This window comes from Mameliella sp. LZ-28 (genome assembly GCF_012274245.1).
GTDB lineage: Bacteria > Pseudomonadota > Alphaproteobacteria > Rhodobacterales > Rhodobacteraceae > Antarctobacter > Antarctobacter albus.
Map to the genome: position 1 here is coordinate 21896 of NZ_JAANYX010000009.1, position 15528 is coordinate 37423.

At 67.3% G+C, this 15528-nt stretch carries 15 protein-coding genes; 8 read left to right on the plus strand and 7 right to left on the minus strand.

Going from position 1 to position 15528, the window contains the following annotated elements; genetic code table 11:
* Positions 1-25 precede the first annotated feature (25 nt).
* Positions 26-724, plus strand: a complete 699-nt coding sequence (locus tag G9Q80_RS05750; RefSeq protein WP_088716788.1) for a GntR family transcriptional regulator — start codon at positions 26-28, stop codon at positions 722-724.
* On the opposite strand, the gene cueR is transcribed toward G9Q80_RS05750, so the two are convergent.
* The 4 genes from cueR to G9Q80_RS05770 form a co-directional block, all read right to left on the minus strand.
* On the minus strand, positions 721-1110 hold the full coding sequence (cueR, locus tag G9Q80_RS05755; RefSeq protein ID WP_043147027.1) for a Cu(I)-responsive transcriptional regulator: 390 nt from the start codon (positions 1108-1110) through the stop codon (positions 721-723). The two genes, G9Q80_RS05750 and cueR, sit on opposite strands and share 4 nt — an antisense overlap.
* The gene (locus G9Q80_RS05760; RefSeq protein WP_088716787.1) at positions 1107-3578 is read right to left on the minus strand and encodes a heavy metal translocating P-type ATPase; all 2472 of its coding nucleotides are present in this window, start codon (positions 3576-3578) and stop codon (positions 1107-1109) included. Before G9Q80_RS05760 ends, cueR begins: the two co-directional genes overlap by 4 nt.
* Positions 3579-3656: 78 nt before the next feature.
* Positions 3657-4841 (minus strand): dual-specificity RNA methyltransferase RlmN, encoded by a 1185-nt coding sequence (rlmN, locus tag G9Q80_RS05765; protein WP_043147030.1) that lies wholly within the window; start codon positions 4839-4841, stop codon positions 3657-3659.
* A 143-nt stretch (positions 4842-4984) separates the two neighbouring features.
* Positions 4985-5512, minus strand: coding sequence for an invasion associated locus B family protein (locus tag G9Q80_RS05770; protein ID WP_043147032.1), 528 nt, complete (start codon positions 5510-5512; stop codon positions 4985-4987).
* 168 nt (positions 5513-5680) lie between these two features.
* Here G9Q80_RS05770 and G9Q80_RS05775 point away from each other — a divergent pair, with 168 nt between their 5' ends.
* Positions 5681-6679 (plus strand): asparaginase, encoded by a 999-nt coding sequence (locus tag G9Q80_RS05775; RefSeq protein ID WP_088716786.1) that lies wholly within the window; start codon positions 5681-5683, stop codon positions 6677-6679.
* Here G9Q80_RS05775 and serB read toward each other — a convergent pair.
* Together serB and G9Q80_RS05785 are read right to left on the minus strand one after the other, a co-directional pair.
* The gene (serB, locus tag G9Q80_RS05780; RefSeq protein ID WP_088716785.1) at positions 6669-7538 is read right to left on the minus strand and encodes a phosphoserine phosphatase SerB; all 870 of its coding nucleotides are present in this window, start codon (positions 7536-7538) and stop codon (positions 6669-6671) included. The genes G9Q80_RS05775 and serB overlap by 11 nt on opposite strands.
* A 138-nt stretch (positions 7539-7676) precedes the next feature.
* The gene (locus G9Q80_RS05785; RefSeq protein ID WP_088716784.1) at positions 7677-9332 is read right to left on the minus strand and encodes a Y-family DNA polymerase; all 1656 of its coding nucleotides are present in this window, start codon (positions 9330-9332) and stop codon (positions 7677-7679) included.
* Positions 9333-9860: 528 nt separating this feature from the next.
* On the opposite strand from G9Q80_RS05785, the gene G9Q80_RS05790 reads away from it, so the two are divergent.
* The 5 genes from G9Q80_RS05790 to G9Q80_RS05810 all read left to right on the plus strand — a co-directional run bounded on the left by G9Q80_RS05790 (position 9861) and on the right by G9Q80_RS05810 (position 13483).
* Positions 9861-10973: an S-(hydroxymethyl)glutathione dehydrogenase/class III alcohol dehydrogenase gene (locus G9Q80_RS05790; RefSeq protein WP_088716783.1), complete on the plus strand. Its 1113-nt coding sequence runs from the start codon at positions 9861-9863 to the stop codon at positions 10971-10973.
* 193 nt (positions 10974-11166) lie between these two features.
* On the plus strand, positions 11167-11928 hold the full coding sequence (locus G9Q80_RS05795; protein ID WP_069210750.1) for a potassium channel family protein: 762 nt from the start codon (positions 11167-11169) through the stop codon (positions 11926-11928).
* A gap of 44 nt (positions 11929-11972) precedes the next feature.
* On the plus strand, positions 11973-12407 hold the full coding sequence (locus G9Q80_RS05800; protein ID WP_198550046.1) for a GNAT family N-acetyltransferase: 435 nt from the start codon (positions 11973-11975) through the stop codon (positions 12405-12407).
* A 75-nt stretch (positions 12408-12482) separates the two neighbouring features.
* Positions 12483-13190 carry an NYN domain-containing protein gene (locus G9Q80_RS05805; protein WP_043146049.1) on the plus strand — a complete coding sequence of 236 codons (708 nt, stop codon included), beginning with the start codon at positions 12483-12485 and terminating at the stop codon, positions 13188-13190.
* Positions 13191-13300: 110 nt separating this feature from the next.
* Positions 13301-13483 (plus strand): hypothetical protein, encoded by a 183-nt coding sequence (locus tag G9Q80_RS05810; RefSeq protein ID WP_043146046.1) that lies wholly within the window; start codon positions 13301-13303, stop codon positions 13481-13483.
* Positions 13484-13508: 25 nt separating this feature from the next.
* On the opposite strand, the gene G9Q80_RS05815 is transcribed toward G9Q80_RS05810, so the two are convergent.
* The gene (locus G9Q80_RS05815; protein WP_088671597.1) at positions 13509-14444 is read right to left on the minus strand and encodes an AEC family transporter; all 936 of its coding nucleotides are present in this window, start codon (positions 14442-14444) and stop codon (positions 13509-13511) included.
* Between the two features lie 139 nt (positions 14445-14583).
* On the opposite strand from G9Q80_RS05815, the gene G9Q80_RS05820 reads away from it, so the two are divergent.
* On the plus strand, positions 14584-15522 hold the full coding sequence (locus tag G9Q80_RS05820; protein ID WP_074623401.1) for a fatty acid desaturase family protein: 939 nt from the start codon (positions 14584-14586) through the stop codon (positions 15520-15522).
* Positions 15523-15528 lie beyond the last annotated feature (6 nt).

Sequence of the window (15528 nt, forward strand, 5' to 3'; positions counted from 1 at the left end):
TGAAGGACCCTGGAGAGGAAACGCGATGACCGCCAGTCCAAAGGAAATCTGCCGCGAGGCGCTGCGAGAGGGGATCCTGTTGCAGGACCTTGCCCCGGGCACAGAGCTGGACGAGGGCCGGATTGCCGCCGACTACGGCCTGTCCCGTACCCCGCTGCGCGAGATTTTCCAGGTGCTGGCGGGTGAGGGATACCTGCGATTGGAGGCGAACCGCGGCGCGCGGGTGGTCTCGCTGGAGCTTGCCACGGTGCGCGCGCTCATGCAGACCGCACCGCTGATCCTGGCCACGGCTGCGCGGCTGGCGGCGGAGGTCCGTGGCGGCGCGGGGCTGGATCCGCTGAAGGCGGCGCAACTGCGGTTCCAACAGGCACTGGAGGGCGGGGACGACGGGGCGGCGGCTCTTGCGGATCATGGGTTTCACACGCAGCTCGGCGAGATGGCGGTAAACCCCTACATGCTGCCCGCGCTGAACCGGGTGCTGATCGACCAGACGCGCCTGAGCCGGGGGGTCTTTAGCCCCGGCACCAAGAAGGAACGCAAGCTGGTCAAGAAGGCCGTGCAGCAGCACGAGGCCCTGATCGCCGCAATCGAAAGCGGCGCGGCGGACCAGGCCGCCGACCTGGCCTTGCAACACTGGGAGCTGTCGCGTGGCCATATGGAGGGTTTCCTGCGCCCCGACCCGCTGCCGATGGTGCCGGTGGCGCAGGCAGAGAGCACGGCCTAGCTGCCCTCGGCCAGGTCCTTGAGGATCGGGCAATCGGGCCGGTTGTCGCCGTGGCACGCGTTGACCAGCGTCGCCAGCGTGTCGCGCATCCCCTGCAGCTGGGCGATCTTTTCGTCGATGCGGGTCAGGTGTTCCTCGGCCACGCGTTTGACGTCGGCGCTGGCGCGGTGATCGTCCTGGTAGAGGCCGACCAGTACGCGGCAATCCTCGATCGAGAATCCCAGCGCGCGGGCGCGCGCCAGGAAGGCCAGCTTGTGCAGGTCGCTTTCGCGGAAGGCGCGGTAGCCGTTGGCATCGCGCGGCGGTTTGACCAGGCCGATGTCCTCGTAATAGCGGATCGTCTTGGCCGGCAGTCCGGCGCGTTCCGCGACCTCTCCGATGTTCATGCCGTCACCTCGCGGGTACGGGGTGCCGGGGCGGTGGCAGGGGCGTCGCTTAGCGCCCCTTTCAGCCCGCGCAGACGCAGCGCGTTGGTCAGGACAAAGACCGAGGAGAGCGCCATCGCACCTGCCGCCAGCATGGGCGACAGCATCATGCCAGTGAGCGGGTAGAGCAGACCCGCCGCCACCGGGATCAGCGCCACGTTATAGCCGAAGGCCCAGACCAGGTTCTGCCGGATGTTGCGCATCACCGCGCGGCTGACATGAACCGCGTTGACGGCCCCTGCGACGGCGCCGGAGGACAGCACCACGTCGGCGCTTTCGATGGCGACATCGGTGCCGGTGCCGATGGCGAGGCCGACATCGGCCTCGGCCAGCGCGGGCGCGTCGTTGATGCCGTCCCCGACAAAGACCACCGGGCCAAAACGTTCGCGCAGGGCGCGCACGGCGTCCAGCTTGCCCTCGGGCAGGACTTCGGCCTCGATCTGGTCGATGCCCAGGTCCGCGCCGATGGCCTCGGCCACGGGCCGCGCATCGCCCGAGACCATGGCGACGCGCAAGCCCGTCTGTTTCAGGGCGTCCACCGCGGCGCGCGCGCCCGGCTTGATCCGGTCGGCCACCGCGAAGGCGCCCGCCAGGGTGCCGTCCACGGCAACCAGCACCGGGGTCTGTGCGGCGCGTTCCATCTGGTGCAGCGTGTCGGACAGTGCGGTCACGTCGATGTTTTCGCGTGCCATCAGCCGGGCGTTGCCGACCAGGACGCTCTGCCCCTCGACCCGGGCGCGCAACCCGTGGCCGGGGATGGCCTCGACCTCTTCCGGGGCCGGGGCGGCGCCAGCGGCCTGTTCCAGCGCGCGTGCGATGGGATGCTCCGATCCCTGCTCGGCACTGGCGGCCAGGCGCAGGACGGTTTCCGCGTCAAAGCCGGGTGCGGTCTCACGCCGGACCAGTGCCGGGCGGCCCTCTGTCAGGGTGCCGGTCTTGTCAAAGGCGATCACCTTGGCGCCGTCCAGCCGTTGCAGCGCCTCGCCCTTGCGAAACAGGATCCCCAGTTCGGCGGCACGGCCCGTGCCCACCATGATCGAGACCGGCGTGGCAAGACCCATCGCGCAGGGGCAGGCGATGATGAGGACAGAAACGGCGGCGACCAGCGCAAAGGTCAGGCCGGGACCGAAGATCAGCCAGGCCAGAACCGTCACGGCGGCGATGACCAGAACGGCAGGTACGAACCACAGCACCACCTTGTCGGCCAGCGCCTGGATCGGCAGCCGGGCGCCCTGGGCCTGTTCCACCATCGAGACGATGCGCGACAGGACGGTGTCGCCGCCCACCGCCTCGGCCCGCACGCGCAGGGCGCCGGCGCCGTTGACCGTACCGCCGATGACCTGCGCGCCTTCTGATTTTTCTACTGGGGCGGGTTCCCCCGTGACCATGCTTTCCTCGACAAAGGAGCGGCCAGAGATCACGATACCATCCGTGGCGATGCGCTCGCCGGGGCGCACCTGCAGGATGTCGCCCTTCTGTAGTTCGGAAAACTTGATTTCCTCGGTCCCGTCCGCACGTTCCACGCGGGCCATGTCGGGCCGCAGGTCCAGCAGGTGCCGGATGGCGGCGCCGGTGCGGCCCTTTGCGCGCGCCTCCAGCCAGCGTCCCATGAGGATCAGCGTGACGATCACCGCTGCCGCCTCGAAATAGACGGCGCGGGCGGTTTCCGGCAACAGCGCCGGGGCAAAGAGCGCCACTGAGGAATAACCCCAGGCGGCCAGTGTCCCCAGCGCCACCAGAGAATTCATGTCCGGCGTCCCCTTGGCCAGCAGCGGCAGCCCGATCCGGTAGAACCGGCGGCCCGGCCCGACCAGAACCAGCGTCGTCAGCACGAATTGTACCGTCCACCACAGGGTTTGTCCCAGCGTGGCGTCGATCCAGTGATGCAGCGCGGGGATCATGTGCCCGCCCATGACACCCAGGAAGACCGGCAGGGTCAGCGCGCCCGCGATCAGGGTTTGACGTTTCAGCGCCGCGGCCTCCTCGGCCTGTCGGGCGGTGGCGTCCGGGGTTTCGTCGCCGTCCATCGGCGTGGCCGGATAGCCCGCGGCTGTCACGGCCTCGGCCAGGGTCTGGGGATCGACGCTGCCCGCCAGAACCAGCGCTTCGGCGGTCTGGGCGGTCAGGTTCACGCGCGCCTCAAGTACGCCCGGCAAAGCGGAGAGCGCCTTTTCCACCCGGCCCACGCAGGAGGCACAGCTCATGCCCTCGATGGCCAGGCGGATGCGCTGTTCTGCTGCGGGATAGCCGGCTGTCTTCAGCGCGTCGCGCAGATCCCCGGCCTCTGTGTTGGTTTGAACCGTTGCCATACGGTTGGCGAGATTGACGTTTGCCTCGGACACGCCTTCGACGCCTTCCAGCGCGCGCTTGGCCCGCCCGGCACATCCGCCGCAGGTCATTCCAGTTACTTCGAATCGCAATTGTGTCATGGCTCGTGCCTCCTGCGACCGGATATGGGGGTTCCAGTCATGGGAAGGTAAAGACCCGATGCGAAATTTTTTCCGGGCTCAGCCCAGGCCGGTTTCCTGCGCGATCTGCGCGCGCGACTTGCGCGCCCGTTCGGTGGCGGATTTCAACTGTCCGCAGGCCGCCATGATGTCCTCGCCCCGTGGCGTGCGGATCGGAGAGGCATAACCGGCCTTGTAGATGATATCGGCGAATTTCTCGATCCGGGACCAGTCGCTGCGCTGGTAGGGCGAGCCGGGCCATTCGTTGAAGGGGATCAGGTTGATCTTGGCCGGGATGCCCTTGATCAGCTTCACCAGCCGGCGCGCGTCTTCGTCGGTGTCGTTCACGTCCTTCAGCATCACGTATTCAAAGGTGATGCGTTCCGAGTTCGACAGGCGCGGGTATTCGCGCAGCGCGGTCAGCAGCGTCTCGATGTTCCAGCGCTTGTTGATCGGCACCAGCTTGTCGCGCACCTCATCCGTGGTGGCGTGAAAACTGACCGCCAGCTGACAGCCGATTTCCTCGGCGGCGCGGGCGATCTCGGGCACGACGCCGGATGTGGACAGGGTGATGCGGCGGCGGGACAGGGCGATACCCTCTCCGTCCATCGCGATCTTCATCGCGTCGCGCACGCCCTCGAAATTATACAGCGGCTCACCCATGCCCATCAGGACAATGTTGGACAACAGGCGCGGGCCGCTCTCGCCGGTGCCGGTGCCGGGTTCGGGCCATTCGTCCAGATCATCGCGTGCCAGCATGATCTGGCCGACGATTTCACCCGCCGTCAGGTTGCGAACCAGCTTTTGCGTGCCGGTATGGCAAAAGGAACAGGTCAGCGTGCAGCCCACCTGCGAGGAAATGCACAGCGTGCCGCGATCTTCCTCGGGGATATAGACGACCTCGACCTCGTGCCCGCCGGCGATGCGGACAAGGTACTTGCGCGTGCCATCCGCCGAAACCTGGCGCGAGACCATCTCGGGCAGCGAGATCACGAAATTCTCGGCCAGCAGCGCGCGATAGGGTTTGGCCAGGTTGGTCATGGCGTCGAAATCGCGCACGCCCCAGTGATACAGCCACTGCCAGACCTGGTTCACCCGCATCTTGACCTGCTTTTCCGGCGTGCCGGCGGCCAGCAGCGCCTCGCGCAGTTGCGGGCGGGTCAATCCGATGATGTTCATCGGTCCCTCCGGCAGCTTGCGGGGGATGGTCAAGAGATCCTGGGTGATGGGCGTCGTCGCAGTCATGCGAAAAGGCTCCTGTCTGGCGCGAAGCCCGCCGTATACAGGATTCGCGGGCAAAGCCAAAGGGCCGAATGACATCCGTCACGCGGCCCCTGTTTCTTCTTGGTCCAAATACCCGGGAACGGCGCTGTGCCGTTCGGCCCCGATCAGGAGCAGCGCGCCTCGGCGTCCTCGAAGGCGGCGGTGAACCCAAGCAGCGAGAAGGTGTCCTTGGTTGCGGTCCCGCGCGAAGAGACCGCGGACACGACGGCGTCGGCGCCCCGTTTCATCGCGGTGATGATGCGGGTGTCGTCCTGCGGCGTGGCCGGCCAGGCCCATTCGCCCTCGGTGTAAAGCTCGAACTCGCTGTCGCCGATCACCACGTTGACGGTCGACCCGTCCGCGAAGGGATAGCCGCCGGTAAAGGCGACCTGGCCGCTGACCCCTGCCTCGGGGCGGAAGAAGACCATCAACAGGATTTCGCCCCGCGTGACGGCGACCACGCGACCGTCCTTGGTGTTGACGCTTTCCTTGTAGGTGGTCACGGCCCAGCATTCGCGGGGCGTTTCCTCTTCGAACACCGACCAGTCGGTCATCGCGTCCACGCGCGCCGTACTGCTATCCTGCGCGCCTGCTGCCGTCGCGCTCAGCACAAGGGCGAGCGCGCCCAATCCCCGACCCAGACCTGACATCATTCCTGCAGCCTCCAGCTGTCTCTACCTCGACTTACGTACAGGGCCTTGAATGTCCCGGATGGCCCGCGCACGAAAGGGTTTTTATCTCGACGGCGGGACAATAGCCTGAAAGAAGTCGGGCGTAAAAGCCCCGGTGGCAGATTATCGCTCAACTGTTGGAGGTCATTCATGACAGCGGTTCCCCTGGTCGAGGTTCATCGCGGCCCCGTGATCGAAAGCTGGCATTCCGGGCACGCCGTGGTCTGTGACACCACGGGCGGAATTGTCGATGCCTGGGGTGATCCCGAAGCGGTGATCCTGCCGCGCAGTTCGGCCAAGATGCTGCAGGCGCTGCCCTTGGTCTCTTCGGGCGCGGCACGGGCCGCCGGATTGGGGAGCGAGCGGCTGGCGCTGGCCTGTGCCTCGCACAACGGGGCGCCGTTGCATGCGCGGCTGGTGGGCGACTGGTTGGCCGAACGGGGCCTGACCGAGGATGACCTGCTGTGCGGGCCTCAGCCTTCGCGGGACAAGGAATTGCGCTTCTCGATGATCCGCGACGGGGAAAAGCCGGGGCGCGTGCTGAACAACTGTTCCGGCAAGCACATCGGCTTTCTGACGCTGACGCAACACCTGAAGGCGGGGCCGGATTACGTCGATCCCGCGCACCCGGTGCAGATGGCCTGCCGCGAAGCCTTTGAGGAGGTGACGGGCGAGACCAGCCCGGGGTTCGGCATCGACGGCTGTTCGGCCCCGAACTTCGCCACCACGATGACGGGGATGGCGCGCGCTATGGCGTTTTTTGCGGGCGCCGCGGCGCGCGGCGATGCCCAGTCGCGGGCGGCGGCGGACCTGGTCGAGGCGATGATCGCCCATCCGATACTTGTCGCCGGTGAGGGGCGCGCCTGTACCTTGCTGATGCAGGCCGCGAAAGAGCCGGTGGCGCTGAAGACCGGGGCAGAAGGTTATTTCATCGCCATCCTGCCCGCGCGCGGCCTAGGCGTGGCGGTCAAGATCGCGGACGGGGCGACACGCGCCTCGGAATGCGTGATCGCGGCGCTGATGGTGCGGCTGGGGGTGCTGGACGCGGACCACCCTGATGTGGCGCGCTTCCTGAACCCGCCGATTCGCAATTGGGACGGGCTGGTGACCGGCGAAATCCGCCCCGTGGCGGGTCTGGTCAGGCAGTGACGAATTCGCCCCTGGCATAGCCCTGCAGGTAGAGCAGCGCGGTCAGGTCGCCGTGGTTGACCCTCAGGTCGCTCTGCGCCTGGACCGAGGGTTTCGCGTGCAGCGCCACGCCCAGCCCGGCGCGGGTCAGCATGCCCAGGTCATTGGCGCCGTCACCCACGGCGATCACGTCACAGGCGGAAATCTCCAACCGGGCGGTGATCTCGTCCAGTGCCTGTACCTTGGCCTCACGGCCCAGGATCGGGCGGCCGACCTCTCCGGTCAGTTCACCGTTCTCGATCAACAGCGTGTTGGCGCGATTCTCGTCAAAGCCCAGCAGCGCCGAAACCCGCGTGGTGAAGGCGGTGAACCCGCCCGAGACCAGCACGCAATGCCCGCCCGCCGCGTGCATCGTTGCCAGCAGGGTCTTGCCGCCGGGCATCAGCGTGATGCGGCTCTCGACCACCTTGTCGATGACGCTTTCCGGCAGGCCCTTCAGCAGGGCGACCCGTTCGATCAGCGCGCCTTCGAAATCCAGCTCGCCGTTCATGGCGCGGGCGGTGATCTCTTTCACATGGGCGCCGACGCCGGCCTCTTCGGCCAGTTCGTCGATGCACTCCTGCTGGATCATGGTGCTGTCCATGTCGGCCAGCAGCATCCGCTTGCGCCGGTTCGCCTCGGTCAGGACGTTCAGGTCGGCCATCTCCGCGATGGAGGCGCGGATCTCGTCGAGGTTGCCGGGCGTTGTCTCCAACGGGAATTCGGCGGCCTCGTCCGGGGAAAGCCAGCTCACCGTGCCGCCCCCCAGCGCGTTGCGCAGGCTGTCGACCAGCGCCGGGTCGAGCTGTCCGGGTTTGGCGATGAGAGAGGCGATCTGCATGGGGCTTTGTCCTTTGCTGCGCGGTGTGCTTTTGGCATGGCGCTGCGCTGTTGGCCAGTGGGGGCAGGGGGCGCTGCCCCCGTCTCCCTGCGGTCGACTCCCCCGGGAGTATTTTTGCAAAGAAGAAGCCGGGGGCGCTCAGGCAAAGCTGCCCTGGCAGAACCAGCCGGGTGAGGCCATGCCCCCATGCGCGTAGAAGAGCCAGAGCCTTTCGCCGCGATCCGTGTCCACCCGCCAGTAGTCGCGGGGCCCCGAGCGCCAGTCGGGATCGTCGAGCCACCATTCAGGCGCGATGCGTTCCGGGCCTGTTTGCGCGGTGGCCTGCCAGTCCCGTCCGCGCCAGCGGAACCGCTGCGGCGGGCGCGGCAGGTCGGGGGCGGTGACAGGCTCGGGCCGCCAGAGCAGCAGGGGGCGGGCTACCGGGGGGGCGGGCCAGACGCGTGCGGGCTGTGACCAGGCAGCGGCCAGGATTTGTGACGCCTTTTCAGGGATATGACTGTCGGCAGGGGCGCGGCGGGTGATCGTCTCCATCCCCAGCCGGGCGCCGAGCCGGCTGATCAGGTCATCGAGCGCGGCGCCGCCCTGGACGCGGCGGGTGCCCTGTTCCGCGGCCTCCAGGTGGCCGGTGCGGGTGCGGGCGTGCAGCGGTTCGTGCACCACGGCCTCTAGTCGCAGCATGTCGATGCCGGGGCCGGCCTCCAGCCCGGAGATCTTGAGCCTTATCAGGGGCATGAGCCTGTGCGGCTGGTCGCTGGCCACGGCGCTGGTGACGGTCTGCCAGTGCATCTGGTGGTCGCAGCGGTGCGCCTCGATCCGCAGTGATCGGGCGCCGCGCCCGCTGGCCCTGAGCGTGGTGCAGAGCCGTTCCGTCATGCGTGAGAGGGCCTCGGCCACGTCCTCTTCCAGCCCGATGGGATCGGGAAAGGACATGCGCAGGGCAAAGCGATCGGGCGGCGCGCTGGGCGAGACCGGCTCGGGCGCGGCGCCGGTGGCCTGGTCGAGCCGGTCGACCAGGCCGCGCCCGAACCGGCGTGCCAGCGGCGCGCGGGGCTGGCCCAGGAGATCCCCCACGCGGCGCAGGCCGAGGCGGGAAAGCTGTTCGATAACATGGGGTTCCAGCCGCAGGGCGGCGATGGGCAGGGGCGAGAGCGCGCGCCAGCCCTGGCCGGGGGGCGCGATGCGCGTGCCCAGGCCCTGCGCAGCGGGGCGTGGTGGGGCGGTGCCGCCGCGGGTCCAGTGGCGGCGCTTGCCGGCGCGGGCGCGGGTGGCGGGGGCCTCTTGGTCGATGGCGTCGCCGGTGCGGGCGGGGGCGGCCTGTTGCTGCGAGAAACGCGCCAGCGCCCAGGCCGCGCCCAGCGTGTCGGCGATGCCGAAATGCACCGTCAGGCCAAGGTCGGCACAGTCCTGCGTGGCCTGTTGTGCCAGCTGTTCCTCGCCGCCGAAGAGATGCGCGCAGCCGGTCAGGTCGATCACCAGCGCGTCGGGCGGTTCCACCGCAACCCAGGGCGAGAACTTGCCCGCCCAGCGGTGCAGCGCACCAAGAAAGTCTTTCTCTTGAATGGGTTGCGCGGGGCGGGTGAGCAGGCCTGCGCACATGGCATGGGCGTCGCGCAGCGGCTGGCCGGGGCGCAGCCCGGCCTGCGAGGCGGCCAGGGACAGCGACCCCAGCACCTGTGCGGCGCCCTCTTGCGCGACGGTGGCAAAGGGCACCTCGGCCAGGTGGGGCTGGGCGCGGATCAGGCGTTCGGCGCCAAGGCGGGGAAACCAGAGCGAGAGGATGCGGCGGTTGGGCATGGGGAATCGCGGGCAGCGTGTTCTTGTTATGTTCTAGCTTTCGCGGGGCGCGGAGTCGAGTCCGGGAGGCGGGGTTTCGAGAGCGCGCGGTGGGGTAACGGCGCGTACGCCGCAAGCGCAACACAAGACCTTGGGGGTGAGGTGTCCGCGAACCACAACGCAGATGACAGGTGCCACACCCGCCCCGCCGCTGCGAATCGTACAAAACGTACAAAAGGTACGGCGATTCCAGCATTTTGTACAAAACGCGGCGCGATCTCTGACGCGCCGGGGCCGCGCGGGGCAGAAATCCGGTTAACGGGCGCAAAGGCCGCAGGCGGGACAGGGCGGGACCGGGGGAAAGGAGCGGCAGCCCGCATGTCGCATTTGCCCGGCCTCCGGTCGCCCCCTGACCTTTGGGAAACCAGCGGTTGTATCGGGTGTCCGGCGCCGGGCGACGCGCCCCAAAAAAGGCCCGGCGCGCGCTTGCGACGGCCCCCGCTTTGCATCAGAGTCCGCGCAATTTCAAATCCACGGGAAGGATCGACAATGCGCACAAGAGCCGCAGTAGCCCTGGAAGCGGGCAAGCCGCTTGAGGTCATGGAAGTGAACCTGGAAGGCCCCAAGGCCGGCGAGGTCCTGGTGGAAATCAAGGCGACGGGGATCTGCCACACCGACGAGTTCACCCTGTCGGGCGCCGACCCCGAGGGGCTGTTCCCGGCGATCCTGGGCCATGAAGGCGCGGGCGTGGTGCTGGAGGTCGGCCCGGGTGTCACCTCGCTGAAGCCGGGCGACCATGTCATCCCGCTTTACACCGCCGAATGCCGCCAGTGCGAATACTGCCTCAACCCCAAGACCAACCTCTGCCAGAGCGTGCGCGCCACCCAGGGTCAGGGCCTGATGCCGGACGGCACCTCGCGGTTTTCGATGCTCGATGGCACGCCGATCCTGCACTACATGGGCTGTTCGACCTTCTCGAACCACACGGTCCTGCCCGAGGTCAGCCTGGCCAAGATCAACCCCGACGCGCCTTTCGACAAGGTCTGCTACATCGGGTGCGGCGTCACCACCGGCATCGGCGCGGTGATCTATACCGCCAAGGTCGAGATCGGGTCGCGCACGATCGTGTTCGGCCTGGGCGGCATCGGCCTGAACGTGATCCAGGGCCTGCGGCTGGCAGGGGCCGACCAGATCGTCGGCGTCGACCTGAACCCCGACAAGAAGGCGATGGCCGAGAAGTTCGGCATGACCGATTTCGTCAACCCCAACGAGGTCGAGGGCGATCTTGTCCCCTACCTGGTCGACCTGACCAAGGGTGGCGCGGATTACACCTTTGACGCGACGGGCAATGTGAACGTCATGCGCACGGCGCTGGAAGCGGCGCACAAGGGCTGGGGCGAGTCGATCATCATCGGCGTGGCGCCCGCCGGGGCCGAGATTTCCACCCGTCCGTTCCAGCTGGTCACGGGCCGCACCTGGCGCGGCACCGCCTTTGGCGGCGCGCGCGGCCGGACCGATGTGCCGAAGATCGTCGACTGGTACATGGACGGCAAGATCGAGATCGACCCGATGATCACGCACACGCTGACGCTGGACGAGATCAACAAGGGGTTCGACCTGATGCACGCGGGTGAATCGATCCGGTCGGTCGTCGTCTACTGATCTGGGCGGCGGGGTGAACCCCGCCCTGCGATTCCGGAAACGCCGGTCCTTGAGGGGCCGGCGTTTTCGTTTGGGGGGACCTCCTGCGCGGCGGCTCGGGAACGTATCGCGACGCTCTGCTCCATTTGGTCCGCCATCTTTCCCTTCCCGGAAAACCGTCCTACCCTGCCCCGAGACCAGCAAAGGACGGCCCATGCGCAACAAGATCCGCGAGCTCTATGTCGGTGAGAGCGACCGGGCGCACAGGTTCCGCTACGCGCTGTTGTTCTTTGACATCGGCACCATCCTCTTCGTGATCGCCACCTCGTTCACCCAGCACGGCCCCTTCGTCGAGGCGGTGGACGCGGTGTTCGGCGTCATCATCCTGGCGGAGTTCAGCGCGCGGTTCTGGATCTCGACCAACCGGGTGCGGCTGATGACGCGGCTGGTGACGATTGCCGATCTCATCGCCATCGTCTCTTTCCTGGCGCCGCTGGCGGGTGAGGGGCTGGGATTCCTGCGGGTGATGCGGACGCTGCGACTGTTGCACACCTACCACCTGTCGGCGCAGCTGAAGCGCGACTTTGCCTATTTCCGCCGCAACGAGGACGTGGTGCTGGCGGTGCTGAACCTGGGCGTCTTCATCTTCATCATGACGGGGCTGGTCTATGCCACGCAGTATACCTTCAACCCGCAGATCCAGAATTATGCCGACGCGCTCTATTTCACCGTCACGGCGCTGACGACCACCGGGTTCGGGGATATCACGTTGCAGGGTCAGGTGGGGCGGCTGATCTCGGTCGTCGTGATGATCTTTGGCGTCACCCTGTTCCTGCGGCTGGTGCAGGTGCTGATCCGCCCCAACAAGGTGCGCGAGGAATGCGAACAATGCGGGTTGGTGCTGCATGACGCGGACGCGGTGCACTGCAAGCACTGCGGCGCGGTGATCCATATCAGGACGGAGGGGCAGGCGTGATCATACGCGAGGCCGTCGAGGCGGACCGCGCGGCGGTCTGGACCATGCTGGAGCCGGTGTTCCGCGCCGGCGACACCTATGCCATCGACCCCGACATCCCGCGCGACGCGGCGCTGGACTACTGGTTCGGGCCGGAACGGCATGTCTTTGTCGCCGAAGATGCGGGCGAGGTGCTGGGCACCTATTACATGGTGCGCAACCAGAAAGGCGGCGGCAGCCATGTCTGCAACTGCGGTTACGTCACCGCCGCGGCGGCGCAGGGGCGCGGCGTGGCGCGGGCGATGCTGGCGCATTCGCTGGACATGGCGCCGCGACTGGGGTTCCGCGCGATGCAGTACAACTTTGTCGTCTCGACGAACACGCGCGCGGTGGCGACCTGGCAGCGCGCGGGGTTCGAGGTGGTGGGGCGCCTGCCGGGCGCCTTCCTGCATCCCGATCAGGGATATGTGGACGCGCTGGTGATGTACCGGATGTTGTGAGGGCCGGGTGGTTGCGGCGCGCGATTGCTGTCACACTGCACCCGGATGGCCCTACCGGGGCGAAAAGGAGGCTCAATGGCCGACAATACACTTTTGGCGGTGCTGATCGACGCCGACAACACTTCGCCGAAATACACCAAGGCGATCTTCGACGAGATCGCGATCCTGGGCGAGGCCAGCGTGCGGCGTTGCTACGGCGATTTCTCCAGCCAGCAGATGGCGGGCTGGAACAAGGTGCAGGCGGATTTCGGCATCGTGCCGCATCACTCGCCGGCCAATACCGTGGGCAAGAACGCCAGCGACATCGCACTGGTGATCGACGCGATGGACCTGATGCACACGGGCCGTTTCGACGGGTTCGTTCTGGTCAGTTCGGACAGCGATTTCACGCGGCTGGCCAGCCGTATCCGCGAACAGGGGCTGGATGTCTACGGCATGGGGATGCAGAAGACACCGGACGCCTTCCGCAAGGCCTGCAAGCGCTTCATCTTTCTCGAGAACCTGGATTCGGCGCCCGAGAAGGCCTCGGGCGGGAAGCCCAAGGCCAAGACCGACCTGACGCAGGCGCGCGACCTGATCTTCAAGGCGATGGAATCCATCGACCAGGACGACGAGTGGTATCGCCTGGGGGACATTGGCCAAGTCATCACCGCCGCCAACCCGGATTTCGACACCCGCAGTTACGGCAAGCGCAAGCTGTCGGACCTGGTCGCGGAGCTGAAGGTGTTCGAGACCAAGCGCAGCACCAGCGGCAACCAGCTTTTGCTGCGCCGGGTCGACTGAGCGGGACCGCAGGGAACCCCAAGCCCGCCTCGTGCGTTGATCCTGACGCCGCCCCGGAGGAGGTCCGGGCGGCGTGTCTTATCGTCAGGACATCAGAGGAGGATGGACTCATGGATGCGATCAAGGCGACGGAAATCGCACATGCCCTGTACCGGGCGCATGGCGGCAAGGCCGAGGCGGAAGCCGCACAGCGGGAACGGCAGTCCCGCGATGACGGCAACGAACGCGAGGCCGAGAACTGGCGCGCGATCCGGGGCAGCATCCGCCAGATGCGCGGCGCCAACCAGAGCTGACCGGCGGATGCCTCTCAGCGCCGTGTCAGGGCCACCAGCTGGTGACCGTGGCGATAATCGCGCTGACCGTGACGATGCTGGCGGTGGTGGAAATCAGGATCGAGGCCGAGACGCGCTGCGGCGCGATGCCGTAGTGCTGTGCCAGGATAAAGACGTTGCCCGCCACCGGCAGCGCGGCGGCAGAGACCGCCACCGAGGCGCGGTAGGCGTCGACCGGGAAGAAGACGTAGACCCCCAGCCCCACGAAGAGCGGATGCAGCACCAGCTTGGCAAAGCTCAGCCAGGCGGCGATCTGGATACGCTCGGCGGATTTCGACGCCAGAGAAGCGCCGATGGCAAAGAGCGCGCCGGGCGTGGCGGCATTGCCCAGGGTGGTCAGGAAACTGTTGGCCGCCTCGGGCACCGGCAAACCGCTGGCCGAGACCATCAGGCCCAACCCGATGGAGACGATCATCGGGTTCTTCAGCAGGCCCAGAAGCAGTTTCCACAGGATGCCCAGCCCCATGTGGCCCTCGCGCGCGCCGGTCACCAGCAGTGTCAGCAACGAGGAAAAGACGATCAGGTCGATGGAGAGGATCAGGATGATCGGGCCCACGGCCTCTTGCCCCAAAAGCAGCGCCAGCATCGGCACGCCCAGGAAGCCGGTGTTGCCGATGGCGGCGCATTGCGCCTCGATCGAGGCGGTCGGCACGTCCAGTCCGCGCAGGAAGGCCACCGCCATGCCCAGCCCCCAGGTGACGGCGGTGCCCCAGAGATAGGCGCTGGCCAGGCGCGGCTCGAAGATCTCGTCAAAGCGCAGGTTGGCGGAGAACCGGAACAGCATCGCCGAGAGGGCAAAGAAGAAGACGAACTTGGTCAGCGCGGCGCTGGCCTCTTCCGAGAAGAACCGCGATTTCGCGGCGCCATAGCCCAGCCCGATCAGGCCGAAGAAGGGCAGTGTCTTGAGGAAGATGTCCAGCATGTCGTTGCTGTAGCACGGGGGGCGGCGGGGTCAACGGCGATGGGACTGCCCCGGCATTCGTGGCGGGGCCACCGTGCTGCCGCCGCGTCAGGGGCGCGCGCCGTTGACAGCCATGCCCCTCGCCCCGGATCATGAGGACATGACACCGGGGAAGGCCTTTTTGACGACAGAGGAGATTCGCAGCCTCTCGGCCCGTTCCGACCTTTGGGGCGCGGCGCTGCTGTTGCATTGCTGGGCGCTGATCCTGGGTGCGCTGGCGGTGTTCCTGTGGTGGCCCAATGCGCTGACCTTCGTGCTCGCGGTCATGGTGATCGGGTCGCGGCAGCTGGGGTTGGCGATCCTGATGCACGAGGCGGCGCATAATGCGCTGTTCAAGTCGCGGAAACTGAACGAGTTTGCCGGTGTCTGGCTTTGCGGGGCGCCGATCCTGGCGGACCTGGCCAGCTACCGGCACTATCACCTGATGCACCATCGCCACACGCAGACCGAGCAGGACCCGGACCTGCGGCTGTCGAAACCCTTTCCGACCACCCGCGCCTCGCTGCGGCGCAAGTTGATCCGGGACATCACCGGGCAGACGGGGATCAAGCAGCGGGCGGCACAGGTGATGTTCGCGCTGCGGCTGGTGGGCGAGACCGAGGGCGTCAGCAGCCAGGACCTGGCGCAGGCCTTTCACGGGCCGGTGTTGACCCGGGCGCTGGTGGCGAACGGGGTGCTGTTCGCGGTGTTCTGGGCGCTGGGCGGCTGGTGGCTGTGGGTCGCGCTGTGGCTCTTGCCGCTGCTCACATGGTTCCAGATGGTGCTGCGTATTCGCAATATCGCCGAACATGGCGCGGTCGAGTTCTCGGAGGATCCGCTGCGCAACACGCGCACCACCCTGGCCGGCCCGCTGGAGCGGCTGTTCCTGGCGCCCTACTGGGTGAATTACCATCTCGAACACCACCTGGTGATGCATGTACCCGCGCATAACCTCCCGCGCCTGCACGCGATGCTGCGGGACAAGGGCGTGACGGGGCGGATGATGCTGGCGGAGGGCTACGCGCAGGTGTTGCGCGCGGCCTCGGCCCGGACGGCCTGACCGGGG

What these genes read in the sequence shown, in the direction of transcription:
- G9Q80_RS05760 (WP_088716787.1), bottom strand. Translation starts at nt 3,578, where the DNA reads ATGACACAATTGCGATTCGAAGTAACTGGAATGACCTGCGGCGGATGT.
- G9Q80_RS05775 (WP_088716786.1), top strand. Translation starts at nt 5,681, where the DNA reads ATGACAGCGGTTCCCCTGGTCGAGGTTCATCGCGGCCCCGTGATCGAA.
- G9Q80_RS05785 (WP_088716784.1), bottom strand. Translation starts at nt 9,332, where the DNA reads ATGCCCAACCGCCGCATCCTCTCGCTCTGGTTTCCCCGCCTTGGCGCC.
- cueR (WP_043147027.1), bottom strand. Translation starts at nt 1,110, where the DNA reads ATGAACATCGGAGAGGTCGCGGAACGCGCCGGACTGCCGGCCAAGACG.
- G9Q80_RS05815 (WP_088671597.1), bottom strand. Translation starts at nt 14,444, where the DNA reads ATGCTGGACATCTTCCTCAAGACACTGCCCTTCTTCGGCCTGATCGGG.
- G9Q80_RS05750 (WP_088716788.1), top strand. Translation starts at nt 26, where the DNA reads ATGACCGCCAGTCCAAAGGAAATCTGCCGCGAGGCGCTGCGAGAGGGG.
- G9Q80_RS05820 (WP_074623401.1), top strand. Translation starts at nt 14,584, where the DNA reads ATGACACCGGGGAAGGCCTTTTTGACGACAGAGGAGATTCGCAGCCTC.
- G9Q80_RS05810 (WP_043146046.1), top strand. Translation starts at nt 13,301, where the DNA reads ATGGATGCGATCAAGGCGACGGAAATCGCACATGCCCTGTACCGGGCG.
- G9Q80_RS05790 (WP_088716783.1), top strand. Translation starts at nt 9,861, where the DNA reads ATGCGCACAAGAGCCGCAGTAGCCCTGGAAGCGGGCAAGCCGCTTGAG.
- G9Q80_RS05805 (WP_043146049.1), top strand. Translation starts at nt 12,483, where the DNA reads ATGGCCGACAATACACTTTTGGCGGTGCTGATCGACGCCGACAACACT.
- serB (WP_088716785.1), bottom strand. Translation starts at nt 7,538, where the DNA reads ATGCAGATCGCCTCTCTCATCGCCAAACCCGGACAGCTCGACCCGGCG.
- rlmN (WP_043147030.1), bottom strand. Translation starts at nt 4,841, where the DNA reads ATGACTGCGACGACGCCCATCACCCAGGATCTCTTGACCATCCCCCGC.
- G9Q80_RS05795 (WP_069210750.1), top strand. Translation starts at nt 11,167, where the DNA reads ATGCGCAACAAGATCCGCGAGCTCTATGTCGGTGAGAGCGACCGGGCG.
- G9Q80_RS05770 (WP_043147032.1), bottom strand. Translation starts at nt 5,512, where the DNA reads ATGATGTCAGGTCTGGGTCGGGGATTGGGCGCGCTCGCCCTTGTGCTG.
- G9Q80_RS05800 (WP_198550046.1), top strand. Translation starts at nt 11,973, where the DNA reads ATGCTGGAGCCGGTGTTCCGCGCCGGCGACACCTATGCCATCGACCCC.